Genomic DNA, 12610 nt, shown 5'->3' with positions numbered 1-12610 from the left:
GATCTCCGGCCGCTCCGGCCGCCCCGGCCGGGGCGGCCGGAGCGGCCGGAGATCGCGGCGGCAGGGGGCCTGCCGCCGCGATCCGCCGGCTATTTCTGCAGGTCAGGGCACGTTGTCAGTGGGGTGGTTCACGATGGGCTGTGCAGGCGTGGACCGGAAGCCGGGCGCGGACCGGAGCGGTGGGCATGGACCGAGCGGTGGGCATGGACCGGAATCCAGGTTCTCGGCCGGAACGGCGGCGTGGGCGTCGGAACGGCGGACGGGCTCGGACGGCAGGAAGGCGGTGGCCCGGTGGCAGGGCGCGGTAAGGAGACGCTGCGGGCGGTGCGGCGGCCGGAGGTGCGGCTGACGGAGCTGGCGGCGTACGACGGCGGTGAGCTGGAGGCCGAGGGGGATTACGACGGGCTGGAGTTCGCGGACGCCGACTGGGCCGGGCAGTCGGCCCGCGGCGCGCGCTTCCTGGACTGCGCACTGCGGCGCTGCGCGCTCGACGAGACCGTGCTCAGCCGGGCGCGGATCATCGACTCCGTGCTGAGCGGCGTACGCGGCGTCGGCACGGACCTCTCCCAGGCGTCCCTGCGCGATGTCGAGGTGTCGGACGCCCGGCTCGGCGGGACACAGCTGCACGGGGCGGTGCTGCAGCGCGTCGTGGTGCGCGGCGGGAAGATCGATTTCCCGAATCTGCGGAAGGCGAAGCTGCGGGATGTCGCCTTCGAGGGCTGTGTGCTGGTCGAGGCGGACTTCGCGGGGGCGGAGCTGGAGCGGGTGACGTTCGACGACTGCACGCTGGCGCGGGCGGACTTCACCGAGGCGCGGATGAAGGACGTCGATCTGCGGGGTGCGGCCGCGCTGGATATCGCCCGGGGGATCGACCGGCTGTCGGGCGCGGTGATCAGCGCGTCCCAACTGCTCGATCTGGCCCCGGCGTTCGCGGCCCAGCTGGGGGTGCGGGTGGAGTGAGCCGCCCGGCCGGCCGGGCGCTCAGACGCGGGGGAAGCGGGCCTGGAGGTCCCAGATGGCCGGGTTGTCGCCGAGGCCGTCGTGCATATCGGTGAGGTCGGCGATCAGGTCGTGCAGGAAGTCGCGGGCCTCGCGGCGCAGTGCGGAGTGGTTGAAGGTGAGCGGGGCCTCGTCGGCCTGCATCCAGTCGGCGTCCACGTCCACCCATCCGAAGCGGCGCTCGAAGAAGATCCGGTCCGCGGATTCGGTGAAGTCCAGCTCGGCGTGGACGGGGCGGGCGGAGCGGTTGCCCCGGGGGTCGGTGTCGAGCTGTTCGACGATGTCGCACAGCGCCCAGGCGAAGTCGAGGACCGGTACCCAGCCCCAGGCCGTGGACAGCTCGCGGTCCGTCTTCGTGTCGGCGAGGTAGACATCGCCGCAGAAGAGGTCGTGGCGCAGCGTGCGCACGTCCGCGGTCCGGTAGTCCGTCTGCGGCGGGTCCGGAAAGCGGCGGGAGAGGGAGTAGCCGACGTCGATCACGTCTTGATGGTGTCACGCCGGTGCGGAGCGGAGACGTCCGCACCGGTCGCACGGAGAGACGGCCCGGCCCGCCCGTGCGGTGCCCGCCCCGGCCCGTCCGTGCTCCGCCCACGGCTCCCCGGCCCCCGGAACGCGCCGAGGGCCGGCCCCCATGGGGAACCGGCCCTCCGTTTGCGCTGACCCGGCCGCGCCGGGTGCTGGTGTGGCTCAGACGTCGGATCAGACGTTGACGCCGAAGTCCTGCGCGATGCCGACGAGGCCCGAGGCGTAGCCCTGGCCCACGGCGCGGAACTTCCACTCCGCGCCGTTGCGGTACAGCTCGCCGAAGACCATGGCGGTCTCGGTGGCCGCGTCCTCGCTGAGGTCGTAGCGGGCGATCTCGGTGCCACCGGCCTGGTTGACGATGCGGATGAACGCGTTGCGCACCTGGCCGAAGTTCTGGCTGCGGTTCTCGGCGTCGTAGATCGAGACCGGGAAGACGATCTTGTCGACGTCGGCCGGCAGCGCCGCCAGGTTGACGTTGATCTGCTCGTCGTCGCCCTCGCCCTGGCCGGTGACGTTGTCGCCGGTGTGCACGATCGACTGGTCGGGCGTCGCCTTGTTGTTGAAGAAGACGAAGTGCTGGTCGGAGTAGACCTTGCCGCTCGGGTTGACCGCGATGGCGCTCGCGTCGAGGTCGAAGTCCGTGCCGGTGGTGGTCCGGACGTCCCAGCCGAGGCCCACCGTGACGGCGGTCAGGCCCGGTGCCTCCTTGGTGAGGGAGACGTTGCCGCCCTTGGACAGGCTTACAGCCATGGGATGTCCCTTTCCTTGTCGACTCGTCGAAGCGTCGGGCTCCGTACTGCGGACGAAGCTACCGTCACCCACCACAACGCCATCAGGGGACCGGGAGGTTCCAGCACTCTTTACTTTCTTTGCCGAATCCTGATGGTGGATGTGCCGCAATGGACCAGGAAAAGCGGGTGACGGGTCCCGTGGCGCGCGAGATCATAGGACGCATGTCCGGGCCCCATGTCATCCGCGGTGCGGTCGTCCTTCCCGAGGCCGAGCTCGTCTGGCGGTTCTCGCGTTCCTCGGGTCCGGGCGGCCAGCACGTCAACACCAGCGACAGCCAGGTCGAGCTGCGCTTCGACCTCGGCAAGACGCAGGCGCTGCCGCCGGTGTGGAAGGAGCGCGCCCTGGAGCGGCTGGCAGGCCGGCTGACCGACGGAGTGCTGTCCGTACGGGCCTCGGAGCACCGCTCCCAGTGGCGCAACCGCGAGACCGCCGCCGTCCGGCTGGCCGCGCTGCTGGCCGAGGCCACCGCGCCACCGCCCAAGCCGCGCCGTAAGTCGCGGATCCCACGGGGCATCAACGAGCGGCGGCTGCGGGAGAAGAAGCAGCGCGGCGACACGAAGCGCGGCCGCTCGGGCCGCGACTGGGGCTGACCGTCCCCGATTGGGGCTGACCGGCCTCGAGCCGGGGCTGACCGGTCCGCAGGCGCCGCCCCCGGCAGTCCCGCTTTCGCGTCCCGCCTCCGCGTCCCCGCCGGCGACTCGGTCCCTCAGCCCAACTGCCGGTACTTCCCGCGGAAGTACGTCAGCGGCCCGTCGTCCTCGACGGGAAGCGACGTGGCCAGGACCCGTGCGATGACGAGCGTGTGATCGCCGGCCACGACCCGCCGCTCGGTACGGCACTCCATGGTGGCGAGCGCCCCGCCGATGAGCGGGGCACCGGACACCTCGCCCCGTACGAACGGAAGGTCCTCGAAGAGCAGCCGGTCGCTGATCCGCCCCTTCATCGCGAACCGCCCGGCAACCTGCCGCTGATGTCCCGAGAGCACCGACACGGCCCAGAGCGGCTGCAGCTCCAGCAGGTCGTCCATCCGTGAATCGTTGCGAACGCTCACCATGACGAGCGGCGGGTCGAGGGAGACCGACAGGAATGCCGTGGCGGTCATACCGACGTCCTCGCCGTGCGGCCCGTAGTCCGGGTCGCGGGCAGTGATCAGCACCACGCCCGCGGCGAGGCGGGACAGGGCGGCACGGAATTCGTCGTCACTCACTCCAACAGAATGCGGGATGGGCGCCCCGTCCGGCGTGGAAGTGAGGCTGACGACGGGTGCGGAAGGGGCGGTGGGCCCGGAGGTCGCCGTATCGGCAGCGCTTTTCGTGAACACGCCATAAACGCTAACTTCGTCGGCCCCCGCCGCGCATCGGGCCCGGGGACCAGCCGCGTCCTAGGTCTGACGACGGAAGTCCGGAACACTCGGAAATTTGCGTTCAGCAAGTGTAGAAAGAGTGAAGGCACGCTCTCGTGGCGGGTTTATGGAAGATCGCCAAACACCCATCCGGCTTTGTGACTTGAGTCACAGGAGGCGCTAATTGTTGACCCTGTGTACCGAGTGAACAGCTCACTGTGATTCAGTGAGCGTGGAATCGGACGACAAAGAATCGTGGAGTTTGCTGTCGAGGTCTCAGGGAGAGCGAGCGATGGAGACCGAGTCGGAGCCATACGTCCGTCTTGCGACCCTGCGGCAGCTGCACCAAGTGGTCGCCGAGCTGAATACCGCGCGTAGCCTCGCGGACACCCTGCAGACGGTCGCCGACGGCGCGATCAACGGGCTCGGCTACGAGCTGGCCGCGGTCAATCTCGTCCGCCCCGACGGCGATCTCGTGGTCGCCGCGGTCGCCGGCAGTGCGGGCGCCGAGGCGCTGATGGCCGGACGGGCCGGCTCCCGCACCTCCTGGGAGCGCCGGCTGTCCATGGGCGAGCGCTGGGGCGACCTGGTCTTCATCCCGCACACCGAGGGCTGGGTGCTCGATGACGACGACGTACCGCAGTGGCACACGGCCGGGCCCGCGCCCCGCTTCCCCGACGAGTGGCATCCCATGGACCGCCTGCTCGCGCCCATGTACACCGCGTCCAACGGCGGCGGCGAACTGCTGGGAGTGATCTCCGTCGACCGGCCGCGCAACGGCCGGCGGCCCGGCCCCTGGGGCCAGGAAGCCCTGCAGATGTATGCCTTCCAGTCCGCCATCGCGATCAGCAACGCCCGGCTGCGGGCGAACATGCAGCGCGCCCTGGTCCGGCTGGAGCGCGAGCAGCAGGCGCTGCGCGCCAGCGAGGAGAGCTTCCGGCAGGCCTTCGAGTACGCGCCGAGCGGGATGGCCGTGGCCGAAATGGGCGGGGACCAGCACGGGCGGCTGCTACGCACCAACGACGCGCTGTGCCGGCTGCTGGGCCGCCCGGCCTCCGGGATGCGCCGCTACTCCTTCTCCGACCTGGTCCATCCCGAGGACATCGGTACGCTGCTGCGCACCTCCGCCGAGGGCGGCCGCGCCGAGCTGCGGCTGGCCCGCCGGGACGGCACCTACGTGTGGGTCTCGCTGCGCAACTCCGTCGTCGCCGACACCACCGACGGGCCCCGCTTCCTGCTCACCCACGTCGAGGACATCGAGGAGCGCAAGCGCCACGAGCTCCAGCTCGCGCACCGCGCCAGCCACGATTCGCTGACCGGACTGCCCAACAGCGCGGAGCTGCGGGCCCGGCTCGGTGCCCGGCTGTGCTCCCGCGCGCCCGGCTCGATGGCGGACGCCTACGCCTCCTCGCGCGTCCTGCACACCGATCCCCACGAGGCCCCCGGCTTCCGGCCGGACGGCAAGGAGCCCTTCGACGGGCTCGACGGCTTCGAGGGCGGGCCCCCGGCCCCGTTCGACCACCACGTCCATCTCGTCGCCCCCGCGGACGGGCCGGCCGACGACGGCTCCAAGGGGCTCGCGGTCCTCTTCTGCGATCTCGACGGCTTCAAGTCGATCAACGACCGCTTCGGGCACAACACCGGCGATGCGGTGCTGATCGAGGTCGCCCGCCGGCTGACCAGCGGCGTCCGGGACGGCGACACGGTCGCCCGGCTCGGCGGCGACGAGTTCGTGGTGCTCGCCGACGGTCTCGGCACCGCCGACGCCCAGGATCTCGCGGTCCGGCTGCGGAACGCGATCATCCCGCCGATCCGGGTGGAGGGCCGGGCGGTCCGGGTGGGCGCCAGCTTCGGCATCGGCTGGGCGAGCTGCGGGATGACGGCCGAGGAAGTGCTGGAGTCGGCCGATCAGCGGATGTACGTCGAAAAGCGCTCCCGCTCGAAGGCGAACCGGCGGGCGGCGGGATGATCCGCGGGCGGAGCGGCCGGCACCGGCGGGCGGCCGGGTCGCTCCCGTCGCCCGGGGTGCTCGGGTCGCTCCCGTCGCACGGAGCGCTCCTGTCACTCGCGTCACCCCGAGCGCCCCTGTCGCCCGGGGTGCCCGCCTCGCCCGGGCCGGGTGCCGCGTATCTCACACCCGGCACCCCGCGGCCCCCACACCAGCAGTTCACCGATCCGTAGCGATCTTGTGGCCCTTCGGGCTCGGTGTGCGCAGGCCTTGAGGGGGTAGGCTGCGCCGATGCGGCGCGGCGCCGCCGGGGGCCCGCCAGACAGTTCGCGCAGCAGACGACAGCGCACGCGGGAAGACGCGTCCAGACGCGCACAGATCGCTTGGGAGTGACACGGAATGACGGCCGGCAACAACGGCGCGGACACGCCGGAGAACGACGACCCGTTCGCCTATCTCTACCGCTCGGAAGGCGGCGAGGGCGGCGCACCGGGCCCGTCGGGCGACGGTGCGGCAGCGCGGCAGCCCGGTGTCCCGCGTACCTCCTACAACCAGGTGCGGGCGGTCGGCCAGCGCCAGTACGGGCAGCAGGCCCCGCAGCAGGTGACCTACGGGCAGCAGAACGCCCACTACGCCGCGCCGGAAACGCTGCCCGGCGGGGACCGCGCCCGTCCGGGCACGGCCCCGGGCAACGGTGGCGGCGGCCAGGAGCCGCGCCGCGGTCGCAACGGCCTGCTGATAGGTGCCGTCGCCGTGGTCGCGGTGGTCTGCATAGGCATCGGCGTCGCGATGCTCACCAACGGCAAGGACTCCCAGGACGACACCGCGGGCAAGTCGGAGCCGTCGGCCGGTGGCAAGGTGCACCCCGGTGACAAGCCCAAGAAGCCCGGTCCCGGCAAGCTGCCCGAACAGGACGCGGGCAGCCTGCGGCTCGACGGCGGGGCCAGCACGGCCAAGGACGTGCCCGGCGCCCGCTCGGACGGCGGGACGTATGTGGCCGGTATGAACGCCCCCGGTGCGTCGGCCACGTGGAGCGTCGATGTGCCCCGCTCCGGCGACTACACGCTCTTCGTCGGCTACGGCGTCCCGGGCAAGGACGCCGACTCCTCGCTGACCATCAACGGCCAGCCGCGCTCGACCAAGCTGAACATGGAGAACTTCGCCGGGGCGAAGGAGGGCGAGTGGGACAAGGGCTGGACCCGCACCTTCGCCTGGATCCAGCTGAACAAGGGCACGAACACCATAAAGATCTCGTGCGAGCAGGGAAACAAGTGCGACTTCAACCTGGACAAGGTCAGCCTCAAGGCGGGCCACGTCAAGCGCTGACGGCGGGGCGGGCGAAGGCCCGGTAGACACCGGCGGTGTGCCGCGGGGAGGACGATCCCCGCGGCACACCGTTTGTCATGGGGCGCGTGGCCTGCTGCTCAGAGGGCAGGACCGGAGGTGGAGTGAGCGCTCGTCACCACCACCCGCGCCAGCAGCTCTTCATACGTCGTCGCGTCGAACTCGCCCGCCGCCGGGGCCCGTACGGTCGCGGCGGACAGAGCCACCGCACGGGCCAGCCGGTCCGGCCAGGGCAGCTCCTCCACCAGCCCCGACAGCAGACCGGCCACCGCCGAGTCGCCTGCGCCCGTCGGGTTGCCGGCGATCCGCTGTGGCGGCGCGGCCTGCCAGGCGCCGTCGGCGGTCACCGCGAGCATGCCGTCCGGGCCCAGGGAGGCGGCGACCGCATGCGCACCGCGGCGGCGGGCGTCGCGGGCGGCGCGCAGCGGTTCGGTGCTGCCGGTGAGGGCGGCGAGTTCATCGGCGTTGGGCTTGGCGAGGTCGGGGCGGGCGGCCAGGCCCCGGCGCAGCGGCTCGCCGCTGGTGTCCAGCAGGACCGGGACACCGGCGCTGCGCGCGGCCCGGGTGAGCCGGGCGTAGACGTCGACCGGAACGCCCGGCGGCAGGCTGCCGCACAGCGCCACCGCCCGTGCCTCGCCCAGCAGTTCGCGGTAGGTGCCGAGGAAGGTGTCCCATTCGGCGGGGGAGACGGTCGGGCCCGGCTCGTTGAGCTGGGTGGTGTCCCCGCTGCTCGCGTCGGCGACGGCGACGGTGCGGCGGGTGGCGCCGCCGACCGGGACCAGTGCGTCGGTGACGTCGGTCTCGGCGAGCAGCGCGCGCAGCGCCTCGCCGGTGCCGCCGCCCGCGAAGCCGGTGGCGACCGTGCGGTGGCCGAGGGCGGCCAGCACCCGGGCGACGTTCAGGCCCTTGCCGCCGGGGCGTTCGGACACTTCGGTGATCCGGTTCGTGGCGTGGGGTTGGAGCCGGGGAACGCGGTAGGTGATGTCCAGGGCGGCGTTCAGCGTGACCGTGAGGATCATGGTCGCCCCTCCGGGCAGTCATGGCCGGGCGGCCGGGCGTCGGGCCACCGCGCGCGGCGGTGGCATACGGACAAGTGCGCGAGCGATCATGCCATCGCTGGTGGTCGTTGGCCCAGACCCGGGCCCGCTCCCGGGTGCACCTGAGCCGTCCCCGAAGGCCTCTGGCCCGCCTCCGGTCCGTGCCGCCGCCCCCGGTCCTGCCCCTGCCCGCCGTCCTTCGCCCCGCCGGGCGTCAGACGCCCTTCGGGCGCACCACCCACTCGCCCCGCCGCATGACCCCCGCCGGCTCGTACGCCGCATCCAGCACCACCAGGTCGGCGTCCTTGCCGGTCTGCAGGGAGCCGGTCCGGTCGTCGATGCCCAGGAGGCGGGCCGGGGTGGCCGAAAGTGCCTGTACGGCCTGGTCGATGGTGAGGCCGTCGAGGGTGACCGCGCGCCGGAAGGCCCGGTCCAGGGTGAGGGTGGAGCCGGCGATCGAACCGGCCGTGGGGCCGGAGCTGATCCGCGCGACGCCGTCCTTGACCTCGACCTGCATCGGGCCGAGCGGATACATCCCGTCGTTCATCCCGGCCGCGCCCATGGCGTCGGTGATGAACGCGACCCGTCCCGCGCCGGCCTCACGGACCGCCAGCTGCAGGATCGCCGGGTGCAGATGGGTGCCGTCGTTGATGAGCTCGACGGTGATCCGTTCGTCCTCCAGGAGGGCCGCGACCGGGCCCGGCGTGCGGTGGCCCAGCGGGGGCATCGCGTTGAAGAGGTGGGTGGCGACGGTGGCGCCGGCCTCGATGGCCCGGCGCGTGGCGTCGTAGTCGGAATCGGTGTGGCCGAGGGCGGCGATCACCCCGGCGTCGGCGAGCAGTCGTACGGACTCCAGGCCGCCGGGCAGTTCGGGCGCGACGGTCATCATCGACGCGGTGCCGTGCGCGGCGTCGATCAGCTTGCGGACGTCGGCCGGGTCCGGGTCGCGCAGCAGCTCCGGCTGGTGGGCGCCGCAGCGGTGCGCGGAGATGAACGGGCCCTCGAAGTGGATGCCGGCCAGCTCGCCCTGCTGGACCAGCTCGGCGAGCACCGCGGCCTGCCGGGCGAGGTCGGTCAGTTCGCCGGTGACGGTGGAGGCGACCATCGAGGTGGTGCCGTGCCTGCGGTGGGTCTCGGCCACCGTCATGCACTCCTCGGGGTCGGCGGACGAGAACGAGCCGCCGCCTCCGCCGTGGACGTGCATATCGACGAAGCCGGGGACGATGAGGTGGCCCGTCAGGTCCACCACCCGTCCGGCGACCGCCTCGTCCAGGTCGAGGTCCCGGCTGTGGACATCGCCGATCAGGCCGCCCTCGACGGTGATCCGGCCGCGCTCGACGACGCCGGAAGGGCGGGCGATCCGGGCGCCGGTCAAAACGGTGCGCCCGGGGTCCGAGGGCCGCTGCGCAAACTGTTGCCGTGCCATCAGGCGGTTACCTCCGTGGAGAGAAGATCCCAGGCGAGCAGGCCTGCGCCCAGGCACCCGGCGGCGTCCCCGAGGGCCGCCGGAACGATCGAGGGGAGCCGCTGGAACGTAACGCGGCGGCGGACCGCTTCCCGCAGAGGCGTGAACAGCGTGTCGCCCGCCTCGGCGAGTCCGCCGCCGATGATCAGCGTCTGCGGGTCCAGCAGGGTCAGCCCGGTGACCAGGCCGTCGGCGAGGGCGTCCACCGCGCTGTGCCAGACGGCGCGGGCCCGCTCGTCGCCGGACTCCACGGCCTTGGCCGCGTCCGCCGCGCCGGCCTGCGGATCCTTGCAGACCGCCGCCCAGTCACGGCCGACCGCGGCGGCCGAGGCCACCGTCTCCAGACAGCCGCGCTGACCGCAGCCGCAGACGCGTCCGCCGGGCCGTACGACGATGTGGCCGATCTCCCCCGCGCTGCCGTGCGCACCGGCCTCGATCCGGCCGCCGATGCCGATGGCGCCCGCGATCCCGGTGCCCAGCGGGACGAACAGGAACCGGTCTGCGCCCCGTCCGGCGCCGATCCGGCCCTCGGCCAGGCCGCCGGTGCGGACATCGTGGCCGAGGGCGACCGGCAGCCCGCCGAGCCGTTCGGACAGCAGCGCCCGCATCGGTACGTCCCGCCAGCCGAGGTTCGCGGCGTAGACGGCGGTGCCGGAGCGCTCGTCGACGATCCCGGGGACGGCGACGCCGGCCGCCTCGGCGGGGACGCCGAAGCGGGCCGTTCCGAGGTCACGCAGCTCGGCGGCGAAGCCGAGGATGGCCTCGACCACCGCGTCGGGGCCGCGCTCGCGGCCCGTGGGGCGCCGCGCCTCGTACAGCAGCACGGGAGGACCGGTGGAGGTCCCCCCGGAAGGCGCCGTGTCCACCCCTACGAGGGCGGCCTTCATTCCGGTGCCGCCCACATCAAGGGCGATGACGTGTCTCACGGGAACAGTTTCGCGCGATCCGGCCTGAAAGGTCTAGTCCACTCACCGGTCGGATCACTCGGAGGGACTGCGCGAAGGGGCTGCTTGAGGGAGCCGCCCGAGGGGCTGGGGAGAGCGCCCGGAGTCCTGGACCTCCGCGAAACGGGGGGTGGTGTAGACCTTGTAAAGCCCGCGGGGGAGACTCGGTAACGGACGGCGGGCCGGGCCCGGCTGTCCATGCCGTTGGAGGGGGACCCCACAGACGGCGGGGCGGATGCCCCGGCAAGCACGGACTTTCAGGACAAAGGGCGGTAAACAGCGGTGCAGCGGCGGTACTTGAGCCTGGCGGCGGTCATCACCACCACCATGACGCTGACTCTTGCCGGCTGCGGCAGCGGCTCCGGTAGCGGCGACGACGTCACTCTCAAACTGATCGCGGCGGACTACGGCGACGGCCGATCCAACAGCTCCCAGGACTACTGGAACGAGCTCGCCCGCGCCTACGAGAAGAAGAACCCCGGCACCAAGGTCGATGTCGACGTCTACAGCTGGACGGATGTCGACAAGAAGGTCGAGGACCTGGTCAAGGCCGGCCACGCCCCCGACCTCGCCCAGATCGGCGCTTACGCCGACTACGCCGCCAAGGGCCAGCTCTACGGCGTCGACAAGCTGCTCAACGTCACCACCCAGGCCGACTTCACCCCCTCCCTCGCGGAGGCCGGCGAATACAAGCGCATCCAGTACGGCATGCCCTTCGGCGCCAGCACCCGGCGGCTCTTCTACAACAAGAAGCTGTTCGCCCAGGCCGGCATCACCGCTCCGCCGAAGACGTGGGACGACATAGCCCACGACGCCCAGCTGCTGAAAGCCCATGGCGTCAAGATGCCCTTCGCGCTGCCCCTCGGCCCGGAGGAGACCCAGGCCGAGACGATGCAGTGGATGCTCAGCGGTGGCGGCGGCTACACCGACAGCATCGGCAAGTACACGATCGACTCGCCGGAGAACGTCAAGACGTTCAAGTGGCTGAAGGACAACCTCGTCGGCAAGGGCCTGACCGGTACCGACCCGGCCAAGCTCAACCGCAAGGACGCCTTCCAGGGCTTCGCCGACGGCGACGTCGGCATGCTCAACGGCCACCCCACCCTGATGAAGCAGGCCGCGGCCAAGGGCATCGACTACGGCACCGTCGAACTGCCCGGCACCAACGGCAAGGCCAAGGCCACCATGGGCGTCGCCGACTGGATGATGGCGTTCAAGCAGGGCGGTCACCGCGCCCAGGTCGGCAAGTTCCTCGACTTCGTCTACAGCGACAAGAACGTCGAGAAGTTCTCCGGGGAGTACGGCCTGCTGCCGGTCACCACCTCGGCCTCCGAGGCGATGCGGGCCGACGACAAGTACACCAAGCTGCACGGCTTCCTCGACCAGCTCCCCAACGCCGAGTTCTACCCGGCGAACAAGACCTCCTGGCCGCTGATCTCCAAGACGGTCAAGGCGAAGATGGGCGCCGCGGTCGACCCCCGGGGCAACCCGGACGGGGTGCTCACCGACATCCAGAACACCGCGGACGCGGCGGACAACACGGGCGAATGACGGTGGGGGCGCGGGCGCGCGGACCGGCGGCGGGGGCGCGCGGGCAGGCTGACGGGCCCGGGCCGGCGGGCCGCGGTCCCGGTCCGGCCGGGGCGCGGGGCCGGTCCCGGTCCGACCGTGCGCTTATCGTGGAAGCGTGATGACAGGCGGCACGGAAGGCACGGGCGGCCCGGAGGGCTCGGGCGCCACAAGCGCCATGAGTGCCACCGGCGGGCCGGAAGACACGAGCGCCAGGGGCGGCCCGGCCAATGCCCCCGGCTCGGCCGCTGCTCCCGGGACGGCCAATGCCCCCGGGACGGCGAATGCCTCCGGGACGGCGAATGCCTCCGGGACGGCCGGTGCTCCCGGGACGGGCGAGAGCGCCGCGGGGCTGACCGCCCAGGACGAGGCGGTGCTCGCCGTCGAGCGCCGTTCCTGGCCGGGCCCCGGCCCCAAGGAGCGCGCCATCCGCGAACAGCTCGGCATCTCCCCGACCCGCTACTACCAACTCCTCAACGCCCTGTTGGACGACCCCCGGGCGCTCGCCCACGACCCCGTCACGGTCAACCGCCTGCGCCGCGTCCGGGAGGCGCGCCGCGCCCGCCGCTGACACGGACGCCTGCCGCTGATGCGCGGCCCTGCTGACACGGACGCCTGCCGCTGATGCGCGGCCCCGCCGCTGAC

The 12610-nt window shown here is 72.3% G+C and carries 12 protein-coding genes; 6 read left to right on the top strand and 6 right to left on the bottom strand.

Annotated features, from left to right (window positions below):
- The first annotated feature begins 315 nt into the window (after window positions 1–315).
- Entirely contained in the window at window positions 316–960 is a 645-nt protein-coding gene (locus ACGFR7_RS25905) for a pentapeptide repeat-containing protein (RefSeq protein WP_393324108.1), read from the top strand.
- A gap of 21 nt (window positions 961–981) precedes the next feature.
- Here ACGFR7_RS25905 and ACGFR7_RS25900 read toward each other — a convergent pair whose 3' ends face one another.
- Window positions 982–1479, bottom strand: coding sequence for a hypothetical protein (locus ACGFR7_RS25900; protein WP_393323743.1), 498 nt, complete (start codon window positions 1477–1479; stop codon window positions 982–984).
- 219 nt (window positions 1480–1698) lie between these two features.
- Window positions 1699–2274 carry a TerD family protein gene (locus ACGFR7_RS25895; RefSeq protein ID WP_393323740.1) on the bottom strand — a complete coding sequence of 192 codons (576 nt, stop codon included), beginning with the start codon at window positions 2272–2274 and terminating at the stop codon, window positions 1699–1701.
- A gap of 203 nt (window positions 2275–2477) precedes the next feature.
- Here ACGFR7_RS25895 and arfB point away from each other — a divergent pair, with 203 nt between their 5' ends.
- The gene (gene arfB, locus ACGFR7_RS25890; protein ID WP_350253007.1) at window positions 2478–2906 is read left to right on the top strand and encodes an alternative ribosome rescue aminoacyl-tRNA hydrolase ArfB; all 429 of its coding nucleotides are present in this window, start codon (window positions 2478–2480) and stop codon (window positions 2904–2906) included.
- 116 nt (window positions 2907–3022) lie between these two features.
- Here the strand turns inward: arfB and ACGFR7_RS25885 are convergent, their stop codons facing one another.
- Complete coding sequence (locus tag ACGFR7_RS25885; protein ID WP_393323737.1) at window positions 3023–3523, bottom strand: flavin reductase family protein; 501 nt, start codon at window positions 3521–3523, stop codon at window positions 3023–3025.
- Window positions 3524–3950: 427 nt separating this feature from the next.
- On the opposite strand from ACGFR7_RS25885, the gene cdgB reads away from it, so the two are divergent.
- Window positions 3951–5627, top strand: a complete 1677-nt coding sequence (cdgB, locus tag ACGFR7_RS25880; protein WP_393323734.1) for a diguanylate cyclase CdgB — start codon at window positions 3951–3953, stop codon at window positions 5625–5627.
- A 378-nt stretch (window positions 5628–6005) separates the two neighbouring features.
- Window positions 6006–6932, top strand: coding sequence for a carbohydrate-binding protein (locus ACGFR7_RS25875; RefSeq protein ID WP_393323731.1), 927 nt, complete (start codon window positions 6006–6008; stop codon window positions 6930–6932).
- Window positions 6933–7030: 98 nt separating this feature from the next.
- On the opposite strand, the gene pfkB is transcribed toward ACGFR7_RS25875, so the two are convergent.
- The 3 genes from pfkB to ACGFR7_RS25860 all read right to left on the bottom strand — a co-directional run bounded on the left by pfkB (window position 7031) and on the right by ACGFR7_RS25860 (window position 10339).
- Window positions 7031–7969: a 1-phosphofructokinase gene (gene pfkB / locus ACGFR7_RS25870; protein WP_393323728.1), complete on the bottom strand. Its 939-nt coding sequence runs from the start codon at window positions 7967–7969 to the stop codon at window positions 7031–7033.
- A gap of 232 nt (window positions 7970–8201) precedes the next feature.
- Complete coding sequence (gene nagA, locus ACGFR7_RS25865) at window positions 8202–9413, bottom strand: N-acetylglucosamine-6-phosphate deacetylase (RefSeq protein WP_393323725.1); 1212 nt, start codon at window positions 9411–9413, stop codon at window positions 8202–8204.
- On the bottom strand, window positions 9413–10339 hold the full coding sequence (locus tag ACGFR7_RS25860) for an ROK family protein (protein WP_393324105.1): 927 nt from the start codon (window positions 10337–10339) through the stop codon (window positions 9413–9415). The genes nagA and ACGFR7_RS25860 overlap by 1 nt, the downstream gene beginning before the upstream one ends.
- Before the next feature lie 384 nt (window positions 10340–10723).
- Between ACGFR7_RS25860 and ACGFR7_RS25855 the strand changes: the two genes are divergently transcribed.
- Both ACGFR7_RS25855 and ACGFR7_RS25850 read left to right on the top strand, forming a co-directional pair.
- Entirely contained in the window at window positions 10724–11947 is a 1224-nt protein-coding gene (locus ACGFR7_RS25855; protein ID WP_393323723.1) for an extracellular solute-binding protein, read from the top strand.
- A 370-nt stretch (window positions 11948–12317) separates the two neighbouring features.
- Entirely contained in the window at window positions 12318–12536 is a 219-nt protein-coding gene (locus ACGFR7_RS25850) for a DUF3263 domain-containing protein (protein WP_393324102.1), read from the top strand.
- Window positions 12537–12610 lie beyond the last annotated feature (74 nt).

Origin of the sequence: Streptomyces sp. NPDC048516 (genome assembly GCF_043199875.1) — a bacterium.
In the GTDB taxonomy this organism is placed as follows: domain Bacteria; phylum Actinomycetota; class Actinomycetes; order Streptomycetales; family Streptomycetaceae; genus Streptomyces.
This window is presented reverse-complemented; position numbering and strand designations above follow the sequence as displayed.

Coding starts and splice junctions, on each gene's coding strand:
- ACGFR7_RS25895 (WP_393323740.1), bottom strand. CDS start 2,274: ATGGCTGTAAGCCTGTCCAAGGGCGGCAACGTCTCCCTCACCAAGGAG.
- arfB (WP_350253007.1), top strand. CDS start 2,478: ATGTCCGGGCCCCATGTCATCCGCGGTGCGGTCGTCCTTCCCGAGGCC.
- cdgB (WP_393323734.1), top strand. CDS start 3,951: ATGGAGACCGAGTCGGAGCCATACGTCCGTCTTGCGACCCTGCGGCAG.
- ACGFR7_RS25875 (WP_393323731.1), top strand. CDS start 6,006: ATGACGGCCGGCAACAACGGCGCGGACACGCCGGAGAACGACGACCCG.
- pfkB (WP_393323728.1), bottom strand. CDS start 7,969: ATGATCCTCACGGTCACGCTGAACGCCGCCCTGGACATCACCTACCGC.
- nagA (WP_393323725.1), bottom strand. CDS start 9,413: ATGGCACGGCAACAGTTTGCGCAGCGGCCCTCGGACCCCGGGCGCACC.
- ACGFR7_RS25860 (WP_393324105.1), bottom strand. CDS start 10,339: ATGAAGGCCGCCCTCGTAGGGGTGGACACGGCGCCTTCCGGGGGGACC.
- ACGFR7_RS25855 (WP_393323723.1), top strand. CDS start 10,724: ATGACGCTGACTCTTGCCGGCTGCGGCAGCGGCTCCGGTAGCGGCGAC.